This window comes from Mycolicibacterium wolinskyi str. Jessa 2025 (assembly GCF_049241375.1).
GTDB classification, from domain to species: domain Bacteria; phylum Actinomycetota; class Actinomycetes; order Mycobacteriales; family Mycobacteriaceae; genus Mycobacterium; species Mycobacterium wolinskyi.
This window is the reverse complement of the sequence record NZ_CP185960.1, coordinates 7,348,741-7,373,155: the sequence shown is the minus strand read 5'-3', so window position 1 is coordinate 7,373,155 and position 24,415 is coordinate 7,348,741. Positions and strand designations below refer to the sequence as shown.

At 66.3% G+C, this 24,415-nt stretch carries 22 protein-coding genes; 13 read left to right on the top strand and 9 right to left on the bottom strand.

What is annotated here, in order from left to right:
* Positions 1-179 precede the first annotated feature (179 nt).
* A complete protein-coding gene (locus tag ACOI2T_RS36325) occupies positions 180-1,106 on the top strand; it encodes an LLM class flavin-dependent oxidoreductase (protein WP_409503053.1) in 927 nt (308 codons plus the stop codon).
* Here ACOI2T_RS36325 and ACOI2T_RS36320 read toward each other — a convergent pair.
* The 6 genes from ACOI2T_RS36320 to rpsF form a co-directional block, all read right to left on the bottom strand.
* Positions 1,096-1,566 carry a TetR/AcrR family transcriptional regulator gene (locus ACOI2T_RS36320; RefSeq protein WP_421875509.1) on the bottom strand — a complete coding sequence of 157 codons (471 nt, stop codon included), beginning with the start codon at positions 1,564-1,566 and terminating at the stop codon, positions 1,096-1,098. The two genes, ACOI2T_RS36325 and ACOI2T_RS36320, sit on opposite strands and share 11 nt — an antisense overlap.
* 520 nt (positions 1,567-2,086) lie before the next feature.
* Complete coding sequence (gene dnaB / locus ACOI2T_RS36315; RefSeq protein ID WP_067850008.1) at positions 2,087-3,478, bottom strand: replicative DNA helicase; 1,392 nt, start codon at positions 3,476-3,478, stop codon at positions 2,087-2,089.
* A gap of 510 nt (positions 3,479-3,988) precedes the next feature.
* Entirely contained in the window at positions 3,989-4,444 is a 456-nt protein-coding gene (rplI, locus tag ACOI2T_RS36310; RefSeq protein ID WP_085143570.1) for a 50S ribosomal protein L9, read from the bottom strand.
* 20 nt (positions 4,445-4,464) lie between these two features.
* Complete coding sequence (gene rpsR, locus ACOI2T_RS36305) at positions 4,465-4,725, bottom strand: 30S ribosomal protein S18 (protein ID WP_067850004.1); 261 nt, start codon at positions 4,723-4,725, stop codon at positions 4,465-4,467.
* A 36-nt stretch (positions 4,726-4,761) separates the two neighbouring features.
* On the bottom strand, positions 4,762-5,265 hold the full coding sequence (locus ACOI2T_RS36300) for a single-stranded DNA-binding protein (protein WP_067850002.1): 504 nt from the start codon (positions 5,263-5,265) through the stop codon (positions 4,762-4,764).
* A 72-nt stretch (positions 5,266-5,337) separates the two neighbouring features.
* Positions 5,338-5,628, bottom strand: coding sequence for a 30S ribosomal protein S6 (gene rpsF / locus ACOI2T_RS36295; RefSeq protein ID WP_067849999.1), 291 nt, complete (start codon positions 5,626-5,628; stop codon positions 5,338-5,340).
* Between the two features lie 190 nt (positions 5,629-5,818).
* Here rpsF and ACOI2T_RS36290 point away from each other — a divergent pair, with 190 nt between their 5' ends.
* Positions 5,819-6,469 (top strand): hypothetical protein, encoded by a 651-nt coding sequence (locus ACOI2T_RS36290; protein WP_409503051.1) that lies wholly within the window; start codon positions 5,819-5,821, stop codon positions 6,467-6,469.
* Here ACOI2T_RS36290 and ACOI2T_RS36285 read toward each other — a convergent pair.
* From ACOI2T_RS36285 to ACOI2T_RS36275, 3 genes are all read right to left on the bottom strand, one after another.
* Positions 6,460-8,094 (bottom strand): glycosyltransferase family 87 protein, encoded by a 1,635-nt coding sequence (locus ACOI2T_RS36285; protein WP_409503050.1) that lies wholly within the window; start codon positions 8,092-8,094, stop codon positions 6,460-6,462. The two genes, ACOI2T_RS36290 and ACOI2T_RS36285, sit on opposite strands and share 10 nt — an antisense overlap.
* Entirely contained in the window at positions 8,091-10,421 is a 2,331-nt protein-coding gene (locus ACOI2T_RS36280; protein WP_421875504.1) for a transglycosylase domain-containing protein, read from the bottom strand. Before ACOI2T_RS36280 ends, ACOI2T_RS36285 begins: the two co-directional genes overlap by 4 nt.
* A 129-nt stretch (positions 10,422-10,550) precedes the next feature.
* On the bottom strand, positions 10,551-10,973 hold the full coding sequence (locus tag ACOI2T_RS36275) for a DUF5318 family protein (protein WP_067850108.1): 423 nt from the start codon (positions 10,971-10,973) through the stop codon (positions 10,551-10,553).
* 69 nt (positions 10,974-11,042) lie between these two features.
* On the opposite strand from ACOI2T_RS36275, the gene ACOI2T_RS36270 reads away from it, so the two are divergent.
* From ACOI2T_RS36270 to ACOI2T_RS36220, 11 genes are all read left to right on the top strand, one after another.
* Positions 11,043-11,897: a DUF1707 domain-containing protein gene (locus ACOI2T_RS36270; RefSeq protein ID WP_409503048.1), complete on the top strand. Its 855-nt coding sequence runs from the start codon at positions 11,043-11,045 to the stop codon at positions 11,895-11,897.
* 169 nt (positions 11,898-12,066) lie between these two features.
* A complete protein-coding gene (locus tag ACOI2T_RS36265) occupies positions 12,067-12,612 on the top strand; it encodes a PadR family transcriptional regulator (protein ID WP_067849995.1) in 546 nt (181 codons plus the stop codon).
* Between the two features lie 66 nt (positions 12,613-12,678).
* Positions 12,679-13,758 carry an inositol-3-phosphate synthase gene (locus ACOI2T_RS36260; protein ID WP_067849993.1) on the top strand — a complete coding sequence of 360 codons (1,080 nt, stop codon included), beginning with the start codon at positions 12,679-12,681 and terminating at the stop codon, positions 13,756-13,758.
* Positions 13,759-13,836: 78 nt separating this feature from the next.
* Positions 13,837-16,593 (top strand): ATP-binding protein, encoded by a 2,757-nt coding sequence (locus ACOI2T_RS36255; RefSeq protein WP_409503047.1) that lies wholly within the window; start codon positions 13,837-13,839, stop codon positions 16,591-16,593.
* 20 nt (positions 16,594-16,613) lie between these two features.
* On the top strand, positions 16,614-17,519 hold the full coding sequence (locus ACOI2T_RS36250; protein ID WP_409503046.1) for an Rv0045c family esterase: 906 nt from the start codon (positions 16,614-16,616) through the stop codon (positions 17,517-17,519).
* A gap of 104 nt (positions 17,520-17,623) precedes the next feature.
* Positions 17,624-19,696 carry a PhoX family protein gene (locus tag ACOI2T_RS36245; RefSeq protein WP_409503045.1) on the top strand — a complete coding sequence of 691 codons (2,073 nt, stop codon included), beginning with the start codon at positions 17,624-17,626 and terminating at the stop codon, positions 19,694-19,696.
* 42 nt (positions 19,697-19,738) lie between these two features.
* Complete coding sequence (locus tag ACOI2T_RS36240) at positions 19,739-20,536, top strand: LLM class F420-dependent oxidoreductase (RefSeq protein ID WP_409503044.1); 798 nt, start codon at positions 19,739-19,741, stop codon at positions 20,534-20,536.
* A gap of 98 nt (positions 20,537-20,634) precedes the next feature.
* The gene (locus ACOI2T_RS36235; RefSeq protein ID WP_067849986.1) at positions 20,635-21,300 is read left to right on the top strand and encodes a GntR family transcriptional regulator; all 666 of its coding nucleotides are present in this window, start codon (positions 20,635-20,637) and stop codon (positions 21,298-21,300) included.
* Between the two features lie 45 nt (positions 21,301-21,345).
* Positions 21,346-23,115, top strand: a complete 1,770-nt coding sequence (locus tag ACOI2T_RS36230; protein ID WP_409503043.1) for an ABC transporter substrate-binding protein/permease — start codon at positions 21,346-21,348, stop codon at positions 23,113-23,115.
* Positions 23,115-23,864, top strand: coding sequence for an amino acid ABC transporter ATP-binding protein (locus ACOI2T_RS36225; protein WP_409503042.1), 750 nt, complete (start codon positions 23,115-23,117; stop codon positions 23,862-23,864). Before ACOI2T_RS36230 ends, ACOI2T_RS36225 begins: the two co-directional genes overlap by 1 nt.
* Before the next feature lie 62 nt (positions 23,865-23,926).
* Positions 23,927-24,412, top strand: coding sequence for a MarR family winged helix-turn-helix transcriptional regulator (locus ACOI2T_RS36220; RefSeq protein ID WP_409503041.1), 486 nt, complete (start codon positions 23,927-23,929; stop codon positions 24,410-24,412).
* Positions 24,413-24,415 lie beyond the last annotated feature (3 nt).

Sequence of the window (24,415 nt, the reverse complement as noted above, 5' to 3'; positions counted from 1 at the left end):
GCCGCGACTATCGATCGTCAAATTGAGTGTCGCTCTTTTGCATTTGGCTTGAACCGATCTACGCCGAGCGATGGACAAGATCTTCACATCTTTTGACCTCGCTTGCGCCCGGTGAGTATGGTCACGGAGGATAAGTGGGGTACCACCCCATTTCGGCGAATCGTTTGAGGAGCGCCCGGATGCTCACCCAGGAACGTCTCACCGCCGTCCGTCGCACCCTGCGACCGATCGGATTCGCGATGCCCAGCATCGGCCTGTCTGCAGTGCCTCCTGTGCAACACCAGATCGAGGCGGCGCGACGATTGGAAGCCGCGGGTTACCGCAACGGTTGGGCCAATGAAGGCGTGGGCGGCAAAGACGTTTTCGTGCAGATCGCCATCCTGCTGGGCTCCACCGATCAGCTGACTTTTGGAACGTCGATAACCCCGATGTGGGCTCGTCCGCCGATGGTTACCCACGCCGCGGCGCACCAGCTAGTAGAAGCCTTCCCGGACCGTTTCCTGCTCGGACTCGGATCAGGTTATGACTTCATGGCGCCCCTGGCCGGCCTGGTGTATCACAAACCACTGGCCCAGTTACGGGAGTACGTGACACGAATGCCGGAACCCGTTCCGCTGTCGGACTCCCCCGCCGTCGACTACCCCACCGTTCTGGCTGCCAACGGCCGGCGGTCGGTACGGCAAGCCGGTGAGATCGCCGACGGCGTATTCCCGGCGCTGGTTCCGCCGCGCTACGTCGAGGAGATCCGAGCGGTGCTCGGAAATGACAAGCTGATCATCGTGGGGTTGACGACATTCGTCGACGACGATGAAGAGATGGCCAACAACGCTGCATCACAAAGTATTTCGCAGATCTTTGCCATGCAGGGTGTTCCGTACGGACGAGTGCTCGACAGTTTCGGCTACACCGCACAGGATCGCGCCGAAGGCAGCGACCGGCTGACGGCCGACCTCACCGCCGCCGGATCGGGAGCCACCATCGCCGCGGCCGCCAGACGATACATCGAAGCCGGCGCCGATCATGTGGTCCTGATGCCGGTCGCGGCGGACTTCAACTCCGGCGTGGACAAGCTCGAGTCGATCGCCGCCGACGTCACTAAGGTTTGATGCCTTCAAGCGCCAGCGTGCGCAACCTGTGGCCGACGGATGGGTCCTGTTCGGTCGCGAGGGCCACTCCGCCCACTAGCGCAAGCAATTCCTCGATGGTGACGTCCTGCCGCACTGCCCCTGATGCGATAGCCCTCGCCAGGAGCGGACCACCGTGTTGCACCAGTAACCGGTGACACGCCTCGCACGACGTGTTTCCACGGTTGTGCAGCACGGCGGCGGCCAGTCCGCGCACGTCGGAAAAGTACTCCCCCACTTCGTGTAACCACGATGTCAAAGCTGCCGCAGGGTCCCTGGCCGCGGTGTCACCGGCGGCCCGTTCACACAACGCCCGGACCGTACCGGTGAAGACTGCATCAAGCAGTTCCCACCGCGTCGGGAAATGCCGATGCAGGGTCGCCGATCCGACGCCTGCCTGCCGGGCGATCTCCTCCAGCGAACCGTCCGCACCGTCACGCAAGAACACTTCCGTCGCAGCGCTGATCACACGATCACGGCTGCGCTGAGCATCGGCACGGAGGCGGCGAGGCGCTGTCATGCCAGACGACCCCGGCGGGCAGGCTCGGCACCCTCTAAACGAGTACCGACCAGCATTTGTCCGCATGCAAGGAGTCTCACCCGCTCGCCGTCGACCAGAAGGCCTCGGCACGAACGACGCAACGGCAGGTTCTCAGACATCGCCATCGACGCTATCTCCGATGGATCACTATCCGCCAGCTGCGATCTGCCGTGTTTTCAGGGTTTCAGGGACGGCCTTACGCATGGCGACGACGGAAGTGGGGTGCGACGGGGATGGAAACCTCGGAAAGTTTGGAATACCTTCTCTGCCAAGGATTAATCCCGGTTCGCCGTCGGCCGGCAGACCTACTCCCGAGCCCTCCGCTCAACGGAAATCTCCCCTATTTCCTAAATGACAATCGGATGACAGTCCACTTGAGAATATGACACCGCGAATGAGAACCTACAAGCGACGACGAGATTTATCGCGCCATATTCGTAAACCGCGAAAAATGCAACTGATGTGCGACGGTGATATTCGCCGTCGGGCCATTTCGGTGCTTGCCCAAAATAATATCGGCTTCACCGCCGCGGGGGTCGTCGCGATCAATTGCATCGGGCCGATGCAAGAGCATGACCATATCCGCATCCTGTTCCAGGCTACCGCTTTCACGCAGGTCAGAGACCTGAGGACGCTTGTCGGTACGTTGTTCCGGGCCACGGTTGAGCTGGCTGATTGCCACGACCGGAACATCCAATTCTTTCGCCATCAATTTCAGGCTACGCGAAAAGTCCGACACTTCCTGCTGTCGAGATTCGTATTTCTTTCCCGAGCTCATCAACTGCATGTAGTCGACAACTACGAGGCGCAGATCCGCTTTCTGAGCCAGCCGTCGGCCCTTTGCGCGGATTTCCATCATGGTCAGGTTCGGCGAGTCATCGATGTAGAGCGGCGCCTCGCTGATCTCGCTCATGCGGCGAGCGAGACGGGTCCAGTCGTCGTCGCTCATACGGCCCGAACGCATATCGCCCAGCTTGATTTTCGCCTCGGCCGACAGCAGCCGCATGACGATCTCGGACTTGCTCATTTCGAGCGAGAAGATGACGCTGGCCATCCGATGCTTGATCGAGCAGGACCGCATAAAGTCAAGTCCCAGAGTCGATTTCCCCACACCCGGCCGTGCGGCGATGATGATCATCTGGCCGGCGTGGAGTCCGTTGGTGATCTCGTCGAGCTCGGTGAAGCCGGTCGGCACACCGCGGGCGATCCCGCCTTGGGAGGCGATGGCGTCGATCTCGTCCATCGTCGGCTGCAGGAGGTCCTCGAGGGGTACGAAGTCCTCGGAGGCGCGGCGCTCGGTGACGTCGTAGATCTCGGCCTGCGCGCGGTCCACCACCTCGGTGACATCGGCGCCGTCGGCGCCGGCGTAGCCGTACTGGACGACGCGCGTGCCGGCCTCGACGAGCCGGCGCAGCAGCGACTTCTCGGCCACGATGCCCGCATAGAAGCCGGCGTTGGCGGCAGTGGGCACGGTGGAGATCAGGGTGTGCAGATAGGGCGCCCCGCCGATGCGGCGCAGCAGGCCGCGGCGGTCGAGTTCGGCGGCCACGGTGACGGCGTCGGCGGGCTCACCGCGCCCGTAGAGGTCGAGGATCGCGTCGTAGACGTTCTGGTGCGCGGGACGGTAGAAGTCGCCGGGACGCAGCCGCTCGAGGACATCGGCGATGGCGTCCTTGGAAAGGAGCATGCCGCCGAGGACGGCTTGTTCGGCGGCCATGTCCTGCGGGGGCTGGCGGCCGAACTCCTCGCTCGGCGGTGGCCCGTCCATACCGGCATGCCCATCCGGATGTCCCAGGTCGTCCACGACAGCCACGGACTACCCCACCCCCTCACGAGACCTGCCCGGCCGACAAGCTCGAACGTGTATTCGAATCGGTACTGCAACTGTAAAACAGGGCGCCGACAAGGTCGTCGAAACGGCGCCGCGACGCAACACGTTAGGCGTTGCTGGAGGCCTCCAAAAGTCGGCCTGTTGATGAACATGTGGATGGCATGGGGATATCTGTGGGCAGGCGTGTTGACTCGTTGGGGAGAACCTGTGGATTACCGCGTTGTGATCCACTATTTTCCGAGGTCAGGATGCCAGAGACCCGGTGGATCACTGTGGATGGGAAGTTCCTCGGCGTGTCGCTGTCGGTTGCCGTCTCGGGCGTGTTGTGTTTCGCGGAAGGGCCGCCTGGGTTAACAGTTGGTTAGCTTCGCTGTCGAGGTTTTTGCGCACAGTGTTCGCCAGCCGGGACAGCAACGCCCGGGTAAGGACCGGCTAAGGTCCTCACCCGGGCGTATCAACGCTGGCGGTACTACGCGGCGACTGGCCCGCTACTCACTCAGCGACGACGTTCAGCGACACCTTGGCTTCGACGCCAGTGTGCAGCTTCACGGTCACCGGATGCGTGCCGACGGACTTGATGTGCGCCTTGGGCAGCTGCACGGTCCGCTTGTCGAGATTGGGCCCGCCGGCCTTCTTGATCACCGACACGACATCGGCCGCGGTGACCGAACCGAACAGCTTGCCGGTATCGGCGGCGGCGTTGACGGGCAGCGACACCTCGCCGAGGTTCTCGAGCGCGGTCTTGAGCTCGTTGGCGTGCTCGAGGCCACGGATGGCCTTGGACTCGCGGGCCCGGCGGATCTCGTCGGCCTGGCGCTCGGCGCCACGCGACGCCACGATCGCCAGCCCACGGGGCAGGAGGTAGTTACGGCCGTAGCCGTCCTTGACCTCGACGGTGTCGCCTGCGACACCCAGGTGCTCCACCTCAGCGGTGAGAATCAGCTTCATTTGTCTCTCCGTTCCTGGCTCTAGCGCGTCGACGAGCCGAACGGCAGCAGAGCCACCTCACGGGCATTCTTGACCGCGACGGCGACGTCGCGCTGATGCTGGACACAGTTACCGGTCACCCGGCGGGCACGGATCTTGCCGCGCTCGCTGATGTAGGTACGTAGCAGTGCGGTGTCCTTGTAGTCGATGACCTGCCCCTTGCCCTTCTTGGAGCAGAACACGCACTTACGGGTCTTGACCGGCTTTTCCGGTGCCGGCCGACGCTTGTTGGTCTTGGCCATTGGTTATCTCTTCCTTGCAAAAAAATTCGTTGTTGATCAGAAGGGCGGCTCGTCGTCGGCCCCGCTGAAGGAGCCCGACGCGGGGGCGCTGCCCCACGGATCGTCCTTGGGCTCGGACTGGCGCGACCCACCGCCGCCGCCACCGCCGAAGCCGCCGCCACCCCCGCCGCCGCTACGGCTGGCCTTGTTGACCTTGGCCGTGGCGTAACGCAGGGACGGACCGATCTCGTCGACCTCGACCTCGACAACGGTGCGCTTCTCACCCTCGCGGGTTTCGAAGGAACGCTGCTTGAGCCGCCCGGTGACGATCACCCGCGAACCGCGGGTCAGGCTTTCGGCCACATTTTCGGCGGCCTCACGCCAGATGTTGCACCGCAGGAACAGGGCCTCGCCGTCCTTCCACTCACCGCTCTGGCGGTCGTAGATGCGCGGCGTCGACGCAACGGTGAAGTTGGCGACGGCAGCGCCGGACGGCGTGAAACGCAGTTCCGGGTCGGCGGTCAGGTTTCCGACAACGGTGATGGTGGTGTCACCAGCCACGAGATCCTCCTGAGTGGACGGACAGTTGGGCGCGAGCCTACGCAACCTGCATGACAGGCTGCAGCGCTTCGCCTAGTGCTTGTCGGTCCGCAGCACCTTGGTCCGCAGCACCGACTCGTTCAGGTTGAGCTGACGGTCGAGCTCGGACACGGTGGCCGGCTCAGCCTTGACGTCGACGACGGCGTAGATGCCCTCGGCATGCTTGGCGATCTCGTACGCCAGCCGGCGACGGCCCCAGATGTCGACCTTGTCGACAGTCCCGCCGTCCTTGCGGACGACGTTCAGGAACGTCTCCAGCGAGGGAGCTACGGTGCGCTCGTCAAGTGTGGGGTCGAGAATGACCATGATTTCGTATGGACGCATTAGAACCTCATCACCTCCTATGGTCGTCGCGGCCACGGCGTGTTCCGTGGCAGGAGGGTCGCCTGCGTCGGCAACCGGCCCAGGCTACCTGAACACGCCCTGAACTGCGAAATCGGTGCTGTCCGGGGCTGCCGCCTGGCGTTAGGCTGAATTCCTTGTCCATGCAGGTCCATCTAGCCGAGGCGGTTGCGTGAACTATCCGAACGGGCCCTACGGCCAGGGATACCCAGGGCAGCCTGGCTATCCCCAACAGCCCGGCTACCCGCAGCAGCAGCCGCCCAGCTATCCGCAGCAGGGCTATCCCCAGCAGCCCGGCTATCCGGGCGCCTACCCGTACCAACCGATGCAACCTGCCTCACCGGGCGGCGGCACCGCGATCACCGCGATCGTGCTGGCCGGGCTCGGTGGCGTGGCGAATTTCTTCGGCGGGCTCCTCATGGCCTTCGGTCTTGCCGCGATCATGGGGGATGCGACCTTTCAAAACAGCTCCGCGGTCACCGACAGTGCGTGGACGGCGCTGATCGCCATCGTGATGCTGAACATCGTGTGCGGGCTGCTGCTCCTGATCGGGACAGTGATGCTGATGCTCCGCAAGATGGTTGGTCGGTGGCTTGTCGTCGCAGGATGCACCGTATCCGGTCTGAGCGTCCTGATCAGCCTGACGTTGGTGGCGTCGACAATCGGAGACTACGAGTACAGCCGCGGAGCAGGGTCTGACCTTGTGGGTCTGCTGTTCGCGATCGCGACGCTCGTGCTGGTGTTACTGCCGTCGACGACCGCGTGGATCCAGGCAAAGCGCAATCCCGTTGCGCCGCAGTACTATCCGCCGTATCAGGGCTGAGCACCCGCCGAGGCGGGCTCGGGTTCGGGATCGGGCCTGGGTTCGACCCGCACGCGGCCCGCGGATGGCCGAAGCCAATCAGGCAGCCAGCGCGGCGGGTTGTCCGGTGCCCCATCGAACACGCCGCCGGTCGGGTCATCGATGCGCCCGCCCCACCGGACCAGGTCCAGGTCCGGTCGGTAGATCTGCCGGATCACCAACGCGCACAGCACGATCACGGCGATGTCGCGCAGTAGCACCGTGGTGGTGAACCACTGCTCGGGCAGGCCCTTGTTGGCCTCGCCGTAGAGGTAGAGCATGCGCGGAATCCACACGAGCGCATCGATAGTCATCCACGCCAACAGGATTCGGCGATGCGGTAGCGCCAGCACGGCCAACGGCACGAGCCACAGCGAGAACTGCGGGCTCCACACCTTGTTGGTCAACAGGAATGCCGCGACCACGAGGAACGCGAGTTGCGCGACGCGCGGCCGTTTCGGCGCGGTCAAGGCGATGTAGCCGATCGCGATACAGCACGCCGCGAACAGCATCGCCGTGACGGTGTTGAGCACCGTCGGCGGCTCCCAGAAGCCGAGCTCCGGATCGAACCCGCCCCAGTTGGTGAACGACTTCACCACGTTGTAGAGCGAGTCCATGTCGTCACCGCGGCGGGTGTTGAGCCGGAAGAACTCCGACCAGCCCCGCGGGAACAACACCATGATCGGAAGGTTCACCACCAACCAGGTCAGCACCGCCGTCAGCGTGGTCTTGCCGACCTCACGGAGCCGGCCCGCCCGTACCGCGAGCATCACGAGCGGCGCCAGGAGCAGCAGCGGATAGAGCTTGGCCGCGACTCCGAGCCCGATCAGCGCACCGGCCAGCACGGGTTTTCGCCGGGCCCAGGCGAGCATGGCCCCGGCCGCGGCGGCGGTGGCCAGCGCGTCGAAGTTGGTGAAGATCTGGAAGATCACGATCGGGGACCCGGCCACCAGTGCGGCGTCCCACACGCGTCGGCCCGCCATTCGCGACGTCGCCCAGATCGTCGCCATCCACGCGAGCGCCAAACCGAACGCGGCGATGTTGAAGAACATCACGACCTCGGCGACGATCGGGATCGCCACGAGTTTGGTGAGTGCGGTGTACGTCTTCGCCAACGTCATCGAGACGTATTGGTAGACACCGGTGATCACCGGATATTCCATGTAGCGGATCGCCGGACTGCCGTCGTACTGCACCCGTGGCTTGCCGGAGCCGTCCTTCTCGATCCAACTCGACTTGTAGGGAAACTTCCCCTGGTTCAACAACTCTGCGGTGTAGAGCGGGACGGTGTCGGAGTAGCAGAGCTCGTAGTAGGCGCGGTTGTTCTCCCAGTTGGCCACCCGCTGCCCGGCGGTGCCGGACCCGGTGCTCTGCAGGCAGGCCGCCTTGGTCGTGTAACCGAGCGCCAGGAACACCACCGCGATCACGAGCATCGCGCGCAGCGGCGTCATGAACCGCGACCGGCCGATCAGCGCATGCCGACCGACCGGACCGCCGATCACCTGTGACAGCGCCGAACTCAGACCGTCGGTGCGGCTGGGCAGGTCGCGGTCGTCGTCGCTCCGCAGGTCCCCCGCGAGCGGCTCCGGCGATACGCGGTCCGTCACGGAGGCGGCGGCTGTGCCGGACCGCCCGGCACGACCGGGACACCCGGCGCACCCGGCGCCACAGGCACACCCGGAGCGCCTGGCGGCGGTCCGATCGGCACGGTCGTCGGAGGCCCGATCGGGATCGTGATACCCGGAGCCACCTCGATGGTCGGCTGGATGACGGTCTGCGACGGGCCTGTGGGGATGGTCGGCGGACCGGATGTCGGCGGTCCGGCCGGCGCGGCCGGCGCCTGCGGCACACCCGCATAGCCGCCGATCTCGGTCGGCTTCGGGAAGGACTCGTTCTCGGTGTCCTCCAGCGCGCCGTCCATCGTGGCCTTCCAGATGTCGGACGGCAGCCCGGATCCGTAGACCGGTGAACCCCATTGGTTCTCAAGCGGTTTGTCGCCACCGGTGGTACCCACCCACACCGCGGTCGACAGTGACGGCGTGTAACCCACCATCCAGGCGTCGCGGTTGGCGCCCGTGTCACCGAGCTGGTTGGTTCCGGTCTTCGCCGCCGACGGACGCCCGCCCGCGAGGTTGTGCCCGCGCGAGTACCCGGCGATCGGCTGCATCGCCGCGGTGACGTTGTCGGCCACGGCCTTGTCGATGCGCTGTTCGCCGTTGTCCTGCTCGGACGCGTCGAAGAGCACCTGCCCCGAGGAGTTCACGACCTTCTGCACGAAGTGCGGCTTGTGGTAGACGCCCGACGCCGCGAGCGTCGCGTAGGCGGAGGCCATGTCGATGACGCGGGACTGGTACTGGCCGAGCACCACACCGTTGTTCGGCGGGCCGCCCTTGCCGTCCTCGGACAGCGTGTGCTCGACGCCGGGGAAGCTCTCGGCGACACCGGCCTCGTGCGCGGCCTTGGCGACGTCCTCGGGTCCGTTCTGCAGCTTGAGCATCAGCCGGTAATAGCTCGTGTTGAGCGAGCGTTTGAGCGCCTCGGCGATCGAGCAGGTGCCGCAGCCCTCACCTTCGACGTTGCCGATCTTGATGCCGTTGACCGTGAGCGGCGAGCTGTCGATCTGGTACCCCAGCCCGATGCCCTGCTGCAGCGCGGCCACGAGCGCGAACACCTTGAACGACGAGCCCGTCGGCAGACCGGCCTGGGCGAAGTCGAACCCGTTGGCGTCCGATCCGCCGTAATAGGCCTTGACCGCGCCGTCACGTGGATCGATCGACACCACCGCCGTACGCATGTCGGGATCCTGGCCGTCCATGTATTCCGCGACGGCCTCCTCGGCAGCCTTCTGCGCCTTGGGGTCGATCGTCGTGGTGATCTGCAAACCCTCGGTGTTCAACGCCTGTTCGCTGATGTCGAACAGATCGAGGAGTTCCTTGGTGACCTGGCGTTCGATGAGCCCGTTGGGGCCGGTGGTCTGGTTCTGCTGGGTGGCCTGATCGGGCGGGATCGTCGGCGGGAAAACCTGTGCCTTGCGGTCGCTTTCCGACAACGCGCCGATGTCGACCATGCCGTCGAGCACCCAGTTCCACCGGTCGGCGGCACCTTCGGGGTCCACGGCGGGGTCGAGCGTCGATGGCCGCTGGATCAGCGCGGCCAGCAGTGCGCCGTCGGCGACCGTGAGCTGTTCGACGGGTTTTCCGAAGTACGCCTGCGAGGCCGCCGCGATCCCGTACGAGCCGCGGCCGAAGTAGATGATGTTCAGATACGCCTGCAGCACAGAGTCTTTGGACCACTCACCGGCCATCTTGGTCGAGATGACCAGCTCCTTGGCCTTACGGACCAAGCCGCCGACACCGGAACGCTCGTCGCCGACGAGTGCGTTCTTGACGTACTGCTGGGTGATCGTCGACCCGCCCTGCAGACCGCCGGCGCCGAACAGGTTGTTCTTGATGGCCCGCAGGAAGCCCGTGAACGAGAAGCCCGGGTTGGAGTAGAAGTCCCGGTCTTCTGCGGCCATCACCGCGTCGCGCACGTGCACCGGAATCTGGTCGATCTTGACGTCGACCCGGTTGCCTTCTGGCGGCACGATCTTGGCGATCTCACTGCCGTCGCTGGCCAGGATGGTCGAGACCTGGGCGGTGCGGATGTCGCCGGGCTGCGGGACGTCGACGATCATGTAGGCCATACCGAAGGTCACCAACGGCAACAACACCATGACCGCCACCGCGGCGATGGACCCGCGGCGCACCCACTTCCAGTTGATCCGGAACTGCTTGCCCGGCTTGGGTGGCTTCGGCCCCGACGGGCCACCGGGTCCCGACGGTCCGCCGCCGCCCGGCGGGGGCGGCGGTGGTTTCGGGGGCGGCGTGCCTTCCAGCGCGGCTTTGACGACGTCGATCTGCGCCGGGCCGCCGTCACGGACGGGCGGCAGCACAGTCGTCAACCGGTCGTCGGGCGGAACCCCGGGCCCGGAACGAGCGGCCGGGCCGGTGGCTTCTGGCGTGCACCAAGGCGGTCAGCCGCGTTACGGACGTCGTTGGCTGACCGGCTGTGGCGCCCTTCGCTATTCACTGGCCGTGCGCGCGGACTTGCGCGCAGATCGGGTGCCGCGCGCCTTCGGGGGCCGAGGGGCGCCGAGCACGTACGACTTCACCAAGTGATTCCAACTGCAGGTCCGACATACCTCCACCACGTGTACCGCGAACTCGTCATAGCGGCTGGCCAGCATCACCAGCTCCTCTGCCGTGCGTGCCGATCCCGACACTGGACCCAGGTGTTCCCCGAACACCCAGGAAACCAACGTGAGCTGTTCTTTGCGACAGATCGGGCACATCACCGAGCTCTGCTTGCCGTGGAATTTCGCGGCACGCAGCAAATACGGATTGGCATCGCAGACCTCCGACACACCCGTGCGGCCCGAGTAGACCTCGGCCAGCAGGGACCGGCGCCGAAGCGCGTAGTCCACCACCTGTCTCTGCAATCGCACGATGACCAGAGTACGTCGGCACCCCAGAGACCGAGGCGCGACCGCGTCACAGCTCATACGATCATCCGCGTGGCAACCCGGCAGACCTCGGCTACACGCGCCAAAGACAGCGATCGCAACGACACCTGCAAAGTGCTCGACAGCGCGCTGAGCGAGGGCCAGTTGTCGATGGAAGAGCACCGCCAGCGCGTGAGCGCCGCCACCAACGCCACGACACTCGGAGAGCTGGCCGCCCTCGTCGCCGATCTGCAGAACTCCAATGCGCCGGTCCAGCTGCCGACACTCAAGCAACCGCGGCGGCCCGGTTCGGGTGGCTGGGGATTCAAGCTCGCGACGGCCGTGGTGCTGGTGCTGCTCGGTATGGGCATCGGCTGGGGCCTGTACGGCAACACGTCTTCACCGCTGAGCTTCCAGACCGACCCGGGCGCCAAGGCCGACGGCATCGCCGCGGAGGTGCTCACGCCGCCCCGGCAATTGCAGAGCCTCAACGGCGTCAACGGGCTGTTCCAGCAGATGCGGAACAAGTTCGGCAACACGATGGGCTACGAGCTGCACATCGACCCCGATTCGGCGATGTTGTACCGGCCCGACCCTCAGGACAGCCGCAAAGAGGTCTACTACCGCTATGTGGGCGGGTGGGGTGATCCGCAATCCCCCGACGCGGTCGACGAAGAGGACCGGCTGGTCGACCTCGCGAAGTTCGACGTCGAGAAGGCGCTGGCCATCCTGCGGGGCGCACCCGAAACCCTCAACACCAAGCCCGAGGACGTGAGCAGTTCGTGGCTGCGCATCACCCCGTCGGAAGACCCGTCGACGCCCGAACTCGTCAACGTCGAAGTGATCGTCAGCAGTGATTTCGGTGGCGGAACCATCGACCTCTATCCGGACGGCACGGTCAAAGAGATCTACCGCAGCAGCCGCTGACAGGCCGCGTCACGCTGGCGTGACGCCCGGCGTCGCGCGCCACTCCAACGTGACAAAGCAATTACTTTGTCACCCTCGCTTGGCACTCAATATATCGGCGCGATACAGTTGGCCGAGGTGTTGATTCGTCGTAGCGACAATCCATAGTTCGGTTGAGGGGGTGATTTACGTGCTGGAGCTCGCGATTCTGGGTCTTCTGCTCGAATCGCCCATGCACGGCTACGAGCTGCGCAAGCGACTGACGGGTTTGTTGGGGGCTTTTCGGGCGTTCTCGTACGGCTCGCTCTATCCGGCACTGCGCCGCATGCAGGCCGACGGGCTGATCGTCGAGGACGCCGCACCGCAGGGGGCGACGAAAGTGCGCCGCGCGCGCCGGGTCTACCAATTGACCGACGCCGGCAAGCAGCGGTTCACCGAGCTCGTCGCCGACACCGGACCGCAGAACTATTCCGACGACGGATTCGGTGTCCACCTCGCCTTCTTCAACCGCACCCCGGCCGAGGCCAGGATGCGAATTCTGGAGGGGCGCCGCCGCCAGGTGGAGGAACGCCGGGAAGGTCTGCGTGAAGCAGTCGCGCGGGCCAGCAGTTCGTTCGACCGGTACACCCGCCAGCTCCACCAGCTGGGGCTGGAGTCCAGCGAACGAGAAGTCAAATGGCTCAACGAGTTGATCGCGGCGGAACGCACAGCGCAGGGACGCCCAGAAAACACCTGAGCACCGCCATGACACCACAACATAGGCCGCTGGCCGAGCAGTACGGAACGAGTAAGGAGACCGTCCATGTCTGAGCACGCAGGAGAAATCCGGGTCGCCATTGTCGGCGTCGGCAACTGCGCATCCTCCCTTGTGCAGGGCGTGCAGTACTACCAGAACGCCGACGAGAACACGACCGTGCCCGGCCTGATGCACGTCAAGTTCGGCCCCTACCACGTCCGGGACGTGAAGTTCGTGGCCGCGTTCGACGTGGACGCCAAGAAGGTCGGCTTCGATCTGTCCGAGGCCATCTTCGCCTCGGAGAACAACACCATCAAGATCGCCGACGTGCCGCCGACCAACGTGACGGTGCAGCGCGGCCCGACCCTCGACGGCATCGGCAAGTACTACGCCGACACGATCGAGGTGTCCGACACCGATCCGGTCGACGTCGTCAAGGCGCTCAAGGACGCCAAGGTCGACGTCCTCGTCTCCTACCTGCCCGTGGGTTCCGAAGAGGCCGACAAGTTCTACGCCCAGTGCGCGATCGACGCCAACGTCGCGTTCGTCAACGCGCTGCCGGTGTTCATCGCCTCGGATCCGGTGTGGGCCAAGAAGTTCGAAGACGCAGGCGTGCCGATCGTCGGTGACGACATCAAGAGCCAGGTCGGCGCGACCATCACCCACCGCGTGATGGCCAAGCTGTTCGAGGACCGCGGCGTGCAGCTCGACCGCACGATGCAGCTCAACGTCGGCGGCAACATGGACTTCCTCAACATGCTCGAGCGTGAGCGCCTCGAGTCCAAGAAGATCTCCAAGACGCAGGCCGTCACCAGCAACCTGCAGCGCGAGTTCAAGACCAAGGACGTCCACATCGGCCCGTCCGATCACGTCGGCTGGCTCGATGACCGCAAGTGGGCCTACGTGCGGCTTGAGGGCCGTGCCTTCGGCGACGTGCCGCTGAACCTGGAGTACAAGCTCGAGGTGTGGGACTCCCCCAACTCGGCGGGCGTCATCATCGACGCGGTCCGCGCCGCCAAGATCGCCAAGGACCGCGGTATCGGCGGCCCCGTCGAGGCGGCCTCGGCCTATCTCATGAAGAGCCCGCCGAAGCAGCTGCCCGACGATGTCGCTCGCGCGCAGCTCGAAACCTTCATCGAGAGCTAGTCATCCCGCGGCTTGTGGAGTCTTGTCCGTGCGCGGCACGGTTAGGGCTTCACAAGCCGCGTTTTATAAGGTCAGGCAATGAGTCTGCGTGGTCGCGAGAGCGAATGCGAGGCGCTGCGTAGTCTGATATCGACCGTGCGATCGGGCAGCTGCCAGGTGCTGGCACTGCGCGGCGAGGCGGGTGTCGGGAAGACCGCGCTCCTCGAATACCTTTCGGAGCAGGCGTCAGGGTTTCGGCGCGTCCAGGTCGCAGGCGTGGAATCCGACATGGAACTCGCGTTCGCGGGCCTGCAGCAGCTGTGCGCCCCGCTGCTGACCTACCTCGACGAATTGCCGGAGCCTCAGCGCGAGGCGCTGAACGTCGCGTTCGGCCGCACGGGCGGGACGGCGCCGGATAGATTCCTGGTCGGGCTGGCCGTGCTGAGCCTGATCGCCGCGGCGGCCGGTGACAAACCTCTGCTCTGCATCGTCGACGATGCGCAATGGCTCGATCAGGTGTCCCTACAGACGCTGGCCTTCGTGGCCCGGCGCCTGCTGGCCGAACCGGTCGCGTTGGTCTTCGCGACGCGCGGCTCCGGGGCCCGGGACCTTGCCGGCCTCCCGGAGATGGTGGTCGAGGGGCTCTCCGACGCCGATGCGCGCGACCTCTTGGACTCCGTGCTGTTGACGGGCATCGACCCACGCGTGCGGGACCGCATCGTGGCGGAGACCCGTGGCATACCGCTGGCGATACTCGAGGTGCCGCGGAGTGTGTCCGCGACCGCCCTTGCCGGCGGCTTCTGGATCTCCGGCAAGCGCTCGTCGACCGCGGCGATCGAAGAGGAGTTCCTGCGCCGCATCAAGTCGCTGCCCGAGCCGACGCAGCGGCTGCTGCTCCTGGCGGCGGCCGAACCGGTCGGTGACGCGGCGTTGTTCGTCCGCGCCGCGACCGAGCTCGCGATTCCGGTCGACGCACTTGCACCGGCCGAAGCAGCGGGGCTGATCGAGTTCGGTGCGCGCGTTCACTTCGCGCACCCGTTGATGCGTTCGGCCGCCTACCGGGCCGCCGATCTCACCGACCGCCGCGAGATCCACCGCGCACTGGCCGACGCGACCGACCCCGAGCTCGATCCCGACCGCCGCGCGTGGCACGCCGCGAACGCCGCATCCGGCCCCGACGAATCGGTGGCGGAAATGCTGGAGACCTCGGCGGGCCGGGCACAGAGCAGAGGCGGGATCGCGGCTTCGGCCGCCTTCTTGGAGCGCGCCACCACCCTCACCGCGGATCCGGGCCTTCGCGGGGCCAGAGCGATCGCCGCCGCCCAGGCGAAACGTGACGCGGCAGCACCCGAGGCCGCCTATGACCTTCTCGCGATGGCCGAACTCGCTCCGCTCACCAAGTTGCAGCATGCCCATGTCGTGCGGATGCGGGCACAGATGGAGTTCGCGCGCAGCCGCAGCGGTGCCGCAGGCGCGCTCAAGACCGGCGAGACCGCCAAGCAATTGCTCAGTGCCGCAAGGGGTCTCGAAGGACTCGACGACGACTTGGCACGCGAGACCCACCTCGAGGCGCTCGCGGCCGCCATGTATGCGGGAAGGCTCGGCGGGGCCGGCACCCTGGAAGAGGTGGCACGGGCCGCGCGAGCAGCCGTCGACCAACTCGCCGAGCTGCACCGGCCGGTGGACTTCCTGTTGAGCGGCATCGCAAGTCGCATCCTCGACGGTCCCGGTGCAGGCGCTGACCACCTCCGTACCGCGCTGCAGTCGTGGAGCACCGCCGAATTGCCACGCGCCGGGCGGCACTGGCCGTTTCCGATCGCGCAGGAATCGGCCGCCCACGAACTGTGGGACGACAAGGTGCTGGCCGACATCGCCACCGACACGGTTCGGCATGCACGCGACACCGGCGCACTCGCGGCGCTGTCACCGGCGCTCGTCTACCGTGCCGGAATCCACGTGTACATGGGCGAATTCAACTCGGCGACACGGCTTCTGGAAGAGGCTACGGCCATCGCCGCCGCGACGGGCGGTGCACCGAGGAAATACCACACGCTCAACCTCGCGGCCTGGCGTGGTGTTCACAACGAAGCGGCCGACCTGATCGCGAGCGCGGCCGCCGACGGCGCCGCACAGGGAGAAGGCCGGCTGCTGGGCCTCACCGCGTTCCTGTCGGCCGTCTTGTTCAACGGGCTCGGCCGCTACGCCGAGGCGCTCGCCGCTGCGCGTAGGTGTTGCGAATACGAGGATCTCGGGTTCTACAGTTGGTGCCTGTTCGAAATGATCGAGGCCGCAGCACATCTGGGCGACCGGGAGACCGGGGAATCGGCCCTGCTGCTGCTCGAGCAACGGGCCGGCGTCAGCGGCACGGACTGGGGGTTGGGTGTGGTCGCGACCGCGCGGGCACTGCTGGCCGCCGACGAGACAGCCGAAGAACTGTTCCGCGAGGCGATCGAGCGGCTCGAACGCGGGCAGATCGCCCTTCACGGCGCGCGTGCCCGGCTGGCCTACGGCGAGTGGCTGCGACGTGTGCACCGCAAGCTCGACGCCCGCAAGCAACTCAACGACGCCTACGAGGCGTTCACCCGGATGGGTGTGCAGGGTTTCGCCGAACGAGCGCGGCGCGAGCTCGTCGCGACCGGCGAGAAGGCGCGCAAGCAGGCGATCGGTACCGGTGACGAACTGACCGCGCAGGAAGCCCAGATCGCCAAACTCGCCGGCGAAGGCCTGACGAACCAGGAGATCGGCGCGCAGTTGTTCATCAGCGTGCACACCGTCGAATGGCACCTGCGGAAGGTGTTCGTCAAGCTCGGGATCACGTCGCGCAGACAGTTACGCACGGTCTCGTGGGCGAGCTGACCGTTTTGTAAGGTCGGTGGGTGGTCAACCCGGACATCTCCGATGACGATCTGCTGGGGCTTGACGAGTTCGGGCTCCTGCACGAGAACGCCGAGCAGATCGGCGCGACGGGGCCGCTGCCGCCCGTCGAACGCGTCGAGCACGGACCGATCAGTGCACTGAAGTTCGGTGCCGAGCCGCCACGCGTGGTGTTCCTGCACGGCGGCGGCCAGAACGCCCACACGTGGGACACCGTGATCCTGGGTCTCGGCGAGCCCGCGCTCGCGGTGGATCTGCCCGGCCATGGTCGCTCGCGATGGCGCGAGGACGGCGACTACGGGCCAAAGCTCAACGCCGAGACCCTCAAGCCGGTGTTGCGCGCGTACGCACCGAGCCCGCGCCTGGTGGTCGGGATGTCGCTGGGCGGGTTGACCGCGTTGCGCATCGCCGCGACCGAGCCGGGCCTCGTGCCCGAGCTCGCGCTCGTCGACGTCACGCCGTCGGCCCCCGAACGCCACACCGAGATGACCAAGGCCCAGATGGGCACCGTGGCGCTCGTGCAGGAGAACCGGACTTTCCCGAGCTTTGCGGCGATGCTGGACGTCACGATCGCCGCGGCGCCGCACCGGGACCGTAAATCGTTGCGCCGCGGCGTCTTCCACAATTCGAAGCGGCTCGACGACGGCACCTGGACGTGGCGCTACGACTCGTTCCGCAAGGGCGACGGCTTTGAGGGCCTGTGGGACGATGTGCCGTCGATCACGATGCCCACGACGCTGATCCGCGGCGCCAACTCGTTCTTCGTCAACGACGAGGACGCCGAGTTGTTCGCCAGGACGGCGCCGGGCTTTCGGCAAACCCATGTGGTGGCCGACTCCGGGCATTCGGTCCAGGGCGATCAGCCCGCGGCCCTTGTGCAGATCCTGCGTGGACTTCTTGATAGCTGACTGGTTCCCTGCTGTTAACCCGCTGCTAGTTCGACTCCCGTAGGTTTCCGCCGGACCCGGCCGCCCAGCCCTCGGCCGGTATCGAGCGGAAGGATCTGCGCGCGATGGCGCTTGTACCGTTGAATCTCTTTGTCACCCACCGTGGAATCTCGTCGCGTCAGCATGTGACCTGCCGCTACCGGTGCGGCGACGCGTGTTCGAAGCCCGTGCCCAATACCAGTGACAACGAGTATTTCGGCGATATCGTGCAGCAGATGTCGCGTCGCTCGGTGCTGCAGGCCGCGGGTGTCACCGTCTTGGCCGTCGGCGCCGGGTCGGTGCTGGCCGCGTGCGGCACCGGCGATCAGCCGGACCCGACGCCGTCGCCCGCCGCCGCACCCGTCGAGACCCCGCCCGGCATGAAGTTCTCCGCCGTGGCCCCCAACACCGAGGACGCCGTCGTCATCCCCGAGGGGTACCGGCAGCACGTGGTGATCTCGTGGGGCGATCCGGTCCTCCCCGATGCACCGGCGTTCGATCTGAACAAGCAGACCGCCGACGCGCAGCGCAAGCAGTTCGGGTTCAACAACGACTTCGCCGCACTCATGCCGGTTCCCGGACAGGACAATCGCTTCCTGCTGGTGACCAACTTCGAGTACGTCACACCGCAGTTCATGTTCCCCGGCTACAACGCCGATGCCCCCACCCGCGAACAGTTCGACATCGAGATCGCCGCGATGGGCATGGGCGTCGTCGAGGTCGAGCGTGGCGCCGACGGGGCGCTCAAGCCGGTCATGGGCCGCTACAACCGCCGGATCACCGCCGACGCCCCGTTCACGCTGACCGGGCCCGCCGCCGGGACGGACTTCGTCAAGACTGCCGCCGACCCGACCGGCCGCACCGTCGCAGGCACCTTCGCGAACTGCGCGGGTGGCGTAACGCCCTGGGGCACCGTGCTTTCCGGCGAGGAGAACTTCAACAACTACTTCGGTGCCGCCGAGGGCAGCCCGGCACCCGGGCCCGTCGACGCCGATCGCTTCGACCGCTACGGCATCGCCCTTGAGCCCTCGGAACTCAAGTGGGAGAACTTCGACCCCCGGTTCGACCTGGCGAAGTCGCCCAACGAGGTCAACCGGTTCGGCTACGTGGTCGAGGTCAACCCGTGGGACCCGGCGTCCACCCCGGTCAAGCACTCGGCGCTCGGGCGGCTCAAGCACGAGGGGGCCAACGTCTACGTGACCGACGACGGCACCGTCGTCGTCTACACCGGCGACGACGAGCGCTTCGACTACATGTACAAGTTCGTCTCTGCCAAGAAGGTCCAGCCCGGAACCGATCCCGCGGCCATGGCGCACAACATGACTCTGCTCGACGAGGGCACGCTCTACGTCGCCAAGTTGAGCAGCGACATCCCGGCCAGTGAGATCGACGGCACCGGCAAGCTCCCGTCGAAGGGTTCGTTCGCCGGTTCCGGCACCTGGCTCCCGCTGCTCAAGTCGGGCCCGAACGGGGCGGGCGAATCGCTGGTCGACGGCTTCACCGCGCAAGAGGTCGCGGTGTTCACCCGCATGGCCGCCGACAAGGCCGGCGCCACCAAGATGGACCGGCCCGAAGACTTCGAAGCCAACCCGCACACGGGCAAGGTCTATGTCGCGCTGACCAACAACGATAAGCGCGGCACCGAGGGCAAGGCGCCCGTCGACGCGGCCAACCCCCGCAACGAGAACAAGAACGGCCAGATCCTCGAGATCACCGACAACCACGCGGGCACCGACTTCACCTGGGACCTGCTGCTGGTGTGTGGCGACCCCAAGGCCGCCGACACGTACTACGCGGGCTTCGACAAGGAGAAGGTCAGCCCGATCTCGTGCCCGGACAACCTCGCGTTCGACAGCCACGGCAATCTGTGGATCTCGACCGACGGCAACGCGCTCGACGCCAACGACGGATTGTTCGCCGTGGCGCTCGACGGGCCGAATCGCGGTGAGACCAAACAGTTCCTGTCGGTGCCGATCGGCGCGGAGACCTGCGGGCCCGTCGTGACCGACAACCTCGTGACGGTGTGCGTGCAGCATCCGGGCGAGGGCGACGACTACAGCCTGGAGAAGCCGCTGTCGCACTGGCCGGGTGGCGGTGACACGCCGGCTCGGCCCGCCGTCGTCGCAGTGTGGAAGCCGGACAGCCAGATCGGTATGTGATGCCGGTTCAGATGGGGAAGGCGCCTGAGTACGCTCGCGAAGGTGACCTTCCCCATTCGCATCGGCGTGCAGCTGCAGCCTCAGCACTCCCCCAAGTACAGCCACATCCGCGACGCGGTACGCCGCTGCGAGGACATCGGCGTCGACATCGCGTTCAACTGGGATCACTTCTTCCCGCTCTACGGTGATCCCGAAGGCGCGCACTACGAATGCTGGACGATGCTCGGCGCGTGGGCCGAGCAGACGTCGCGCATCGAGATCGGCGCGCTGGTGAGCTGTAACTCCTACCGCAACCCCGAGTTGCTGGCCGACATGGCCCGCACGGTCGACCACATCTCCGACGGCCGGCTCATTCTCGGCATCGGATCAGGTTGGAAACAAAAGGATTACGACGAGTACGGCTATGAGTTCGGCACCGCGGGCAGCCGGCTCGACGACCTGGCCGAGGCGCTGCCCCGGATTCGGGCTCGGCTGGCCAAGCTCAACCCGGCGCCCACCCGCGACATCCCGATCCTGATCGGCGGGCAGGGCGAACGGAAGACGCTGCGACTGGTCGCCGAGCACGCCGGTATCTGGCACGCGTTCGTCGACCGCAACACCTACCCGGGCAAGGCGCAGGTGCTCGGCGAGCACTGCCAGTCGGTCGGGCGCGACCCCGCGACGGTCGAGCGGTCCGCCGGCGTGCAGGACTCCGGTGGCATCGACGCGATGCTCGCCGAGGCCGACGCCCTCGCCGACCTCGGCGTCACGATCCTCACGGTCGGCGCGAACGGTCCCGATTACGACCTGACCGCGGCAGAGGCGCTGTGCCGCTGGCGGGACGGCCGTGCCGGCGCCTGACGTCCGTCGCGAGCCGAACCGGCATTGACTTGGACCGTGCCGGGGCGAGCGCGTGAGAAACTGGCGCAACGCATACACCGCAGGGGGTCTGAGGCAGGGTGCCGAAGAAGTACGGGGTCAAGGAAAAGGACCAGGTTGTCACGTACATCATCAACCAGGTGATGACGGGCAAACTGCGTACCGGAGACCGCATCGACCGCAACGAGATCGTCCGTGATCTCGGGTTGAGCCGTGTCCCCATCCAGGAAGCCGTCGTGCAGCTCGAGCACGACGGCATCCTGTCCACCCGCTATCACCGGGGTGCGTTCGTCTCCCGGTTCGACGAGGCGACGGTCGCCGAACATCACGAGCTCTACGGCATCCTCAACGGCATCGCGTCCGCCCGCTGCGCGGAGAACCCGACGCCGCGCATCCTCGCGCACCTCGACGACACGCTGCGCATCCTGCGCACCGCCAAGGACACCCGCTCGTTTCAGGAAGCCTGCTGGGTGTACCGCGACGCCATCAACGAGGAGTACGCCGGGCCCCGGCTCCAGGCCACGATCCGCGCCGGAAAGAGCTTCGCCCCGTCGGAGTTCTGGCTGTCCTATCCGAAGGCCAAGGTCGATTTTCTCGAGGGCTACGAGGCGGAGACCGCGGCCATCCATGCCCGCGACCCCGAGGCGGCCCGCCGCGCCTGCGTCGAGCGCGCGGACCTGATGGCCAAGATCATGATCGCCGAGCTCACCCGGCGTGGCGTGTTCGGAGACTTGCGGTCGCCTTGAGCCGAATCCCTCACCGCGGCGCGTGTGCCCACTAGGTTGCAACAGATGAGCGTCAGACGAATCGCTGCGCTGCTGGCATCGACCCTGATGGTCATGGGGCTCGTGCTGGCTGGCCCGGCCCATGCCGATGCCGACCAGTGCGCTCCGCCGGGCGTGGAGAGCGCGAGCGCGCTGCCGACCAATCTCGCTGCCGCGGCGACCGGGCCCGGCGCCGACAAATACACGACGCCGAATGTGCAGCCGTTGGACACGGTCCGTGTGGATGCGCTCGGGCTGTCGACGCCCGGCGTGCTGACCGTCGGCACACTCTCGGACGCGCCGCCGAGCATCTGCATCAATTCGGCGGGCCAGTTCACCGGATTCGACAACGAGGTGCTGCGGGCCATCGCCGACAAACTCGGCCTGCGGATCAACTTCGTCGGCACCGAGTTCTCCGGGCTGCTGGCCCAGACCGCGTCGCGGCGCTTCGACGTCGCGTCCTCGTCGATCACGACGACCGACGCACGCCGCCGCACAGTCGGATTCACCAACGGCTACGACTTCGGCTACTTCTCTCTCGTCGTGCCGACCGGCTCGGCCATCACCGGTTTCGACAAGCTCGGCCCGGGCCAGCGGATCGGCGTCGTACAGGGCACCGTGCAGGAGTCCTACGTCATCGACACGCTGCGCCTGCAGCCGGTGAAGTTCCCCGACTACAACACCGTCTACGCGAGCCTCAAGACCCGACAGATCGACGCGTGGGTGGCGCCGTCCCAGCAGGCGTCGGGCACCGTGCAGCCGGGCGATCCGGCCGAGATCATCGAAAACACCTTCAGCTTGGACAATTTCGTGGCCTGGGCGGTCGCCAAGGAGAACCAGCCGCTGATCGATGCCCTCAACTCGGGCCTAGACGCGGTGATCGCCGACGGCACGTGGGCCCGGCTGTACTCGGACTGGGTGCCGCGTGCGTTGCCGCCCGGCTGGAAACCCGGATCCAAGGCTGCGCCGCAGCCCCAGCTGCCCGACTTCGACGCGATCGCCGCCGGCCGCGAACAACCGGCCGCCGGTGAGGCGGTGGCGCCGAAATCCACGCTGTCGCAACTGGCCGACTCGTTCCTCGACTGGGAACTCTACAAACAGGCCATCCCCGACCTGTTCAAGACCGGTTTGCCCAACACCCTGATCCTCACCGTCAGTGCCAGCATCATCGGCCTGGTTCTCGGCATGGTGCTGGCGGTGGCAGGTATCTCGCGTTCGGCATGGCTGCGCTGGCCCGCCCGGGTGTACACCGACATCTTCCGCGGCCTGCCCGAAGTGGTGATCATCCTGCTGATCGGGCTCGGCATCGGCCCGGTGGTCGGCTCCTTGACGGGTAACAATCCCTACCCGCTGGGCATCGCCGCGCTCGGGTTGATGGCCGCGGCCTACATCGGGGAGATCTTCCGGTCCGGCATCCAGAGCGTGGAAGCCGGCCAGCTCGAGGCTTCGCGCGCCCTGGGCTTCAGCTATGCCGCGTCGATGCGCCTTGTCGTGGTGCCGCAGGGCGTGCGCCGCGTGCTACCCGCGTTGATGAACCAATTCATCTCGCTGCTCAAAGCCTCCTCGCTGGTGTATTTCCTCGGGCTCATCGCCAATCAGCGTGAGCTGTTCCAGGTGGGACGTGATCTCAACGCGCAGACCGGCAACCTGTCACCGCTCGTGGCGGCCGGGCTGTTCTATCTGATGCTGACGATTCCCTTGACGCATCTGGTGAACTTCATCGACAACCGGCTGCGACGCGGCAGGCCCCCGACCGAGGAAGACCCGTTGCCCGCCGCCCACCAGGAGATGATCTGATGCCGGCCAGCGAAACCACTCCGGCAGCAGTCTCGTTGGCGGCCAGCGACATTCACCTCGCGTTCGGGCCGAACAAGGTGCTGCGCGGGGTGGACCTCGACGTGCCTGCCGGCACCACGACCGCCGTCATCGGGCCGTCGGGCTCGGGTAAGTCCACGCTGTTGCGCACGCTGAACCGGCTCTACGAACCCGACCGCGGTGACATCCTGCTCGACGGCCGCTCGGTGCTGGCCGACAATCCCGACCAGCTGCGTCAACGCATCGGCATGGTGTTCCAGCAGTTCAACCTCTTCCCGCATCGGACCGTGCTCGACAACGTCACACTCGGTCCGCGCAAGCTCAAGGGCCTCGACGCCGAGGCCGCCCGCGAGCTCGGCCTGGCCCAGCTGGACCGGGTTGGGTTGCGGTACAAGGCCGATGTGCGGCCCGCCACGCTGTCGGGCGGCCAGCAGCAGCGCGTCGCGATCGCCCGGGCGCTCGCGATGGCGCCGCAGGTGATGTTCTTCGACGAGGCGACGTCGGCGCTCGATCCGGAACTGGTCAAGGGCGTGCTCGAGCTGATGGCCGAACTGGCCGCCGACGGCATGACGATCATCGCCGTGACACACGAGATGGGGTTCGCCAGATCCACCGCGGACAGCGTGGTGTTCATGGATCACGGCAAGGTCGTCGAGTCGGGCACGCCGACGCAGATCTTCGAAGCCGCCGAAACAGATCGACTGCGCCGCTTCTTGTCCCAGATACTTTGATTGTCGCGCCAAATGTGCAACCTGACATCGTGACAGGATCAGACAGGTTAGACTAGCGAATTATGGTGGAGACCGAGTCGCAGGTCACGGAGCTTGCTGGGGAACTTCAGCGTGTCCTCTCCAAGGTGTTCTCCGTGCTGCGCCGCGGGGATACCCATAAGGGCACCGCGGGCGATCTGACGCTGGCTCAGCTGTCGATTCTGCTGACCCTGCTGGACCAGGGCCCGATCCGGATGACGGAACTGGCCGCGCGCGAGCGCGTCCGCACGCCGACCACCACCGTCGCGATCCGCCGGCTGGAGAAGCTGGGCCTGGTCAAGCGCTCACGCGATCCCTCCGACCTGCGCGCGGTGCTCGTCGACGTCACGCCGCGCGGTCTGGTTCAGCATCGTGAGTCGCTCGCGGCCCGCCGCGCCGACCTCGCCGCCCGGTTGGCGAAACTCAGCTCGGAAGATCTCGAAACCCTCGCCAAGGCGCTGGCCCCGCTCGAGCGGCTGGCCGGCCAGGAAGAGGAGGGCGCGGCGTCCTCGGCCAAGGCCGACGAGTAACCC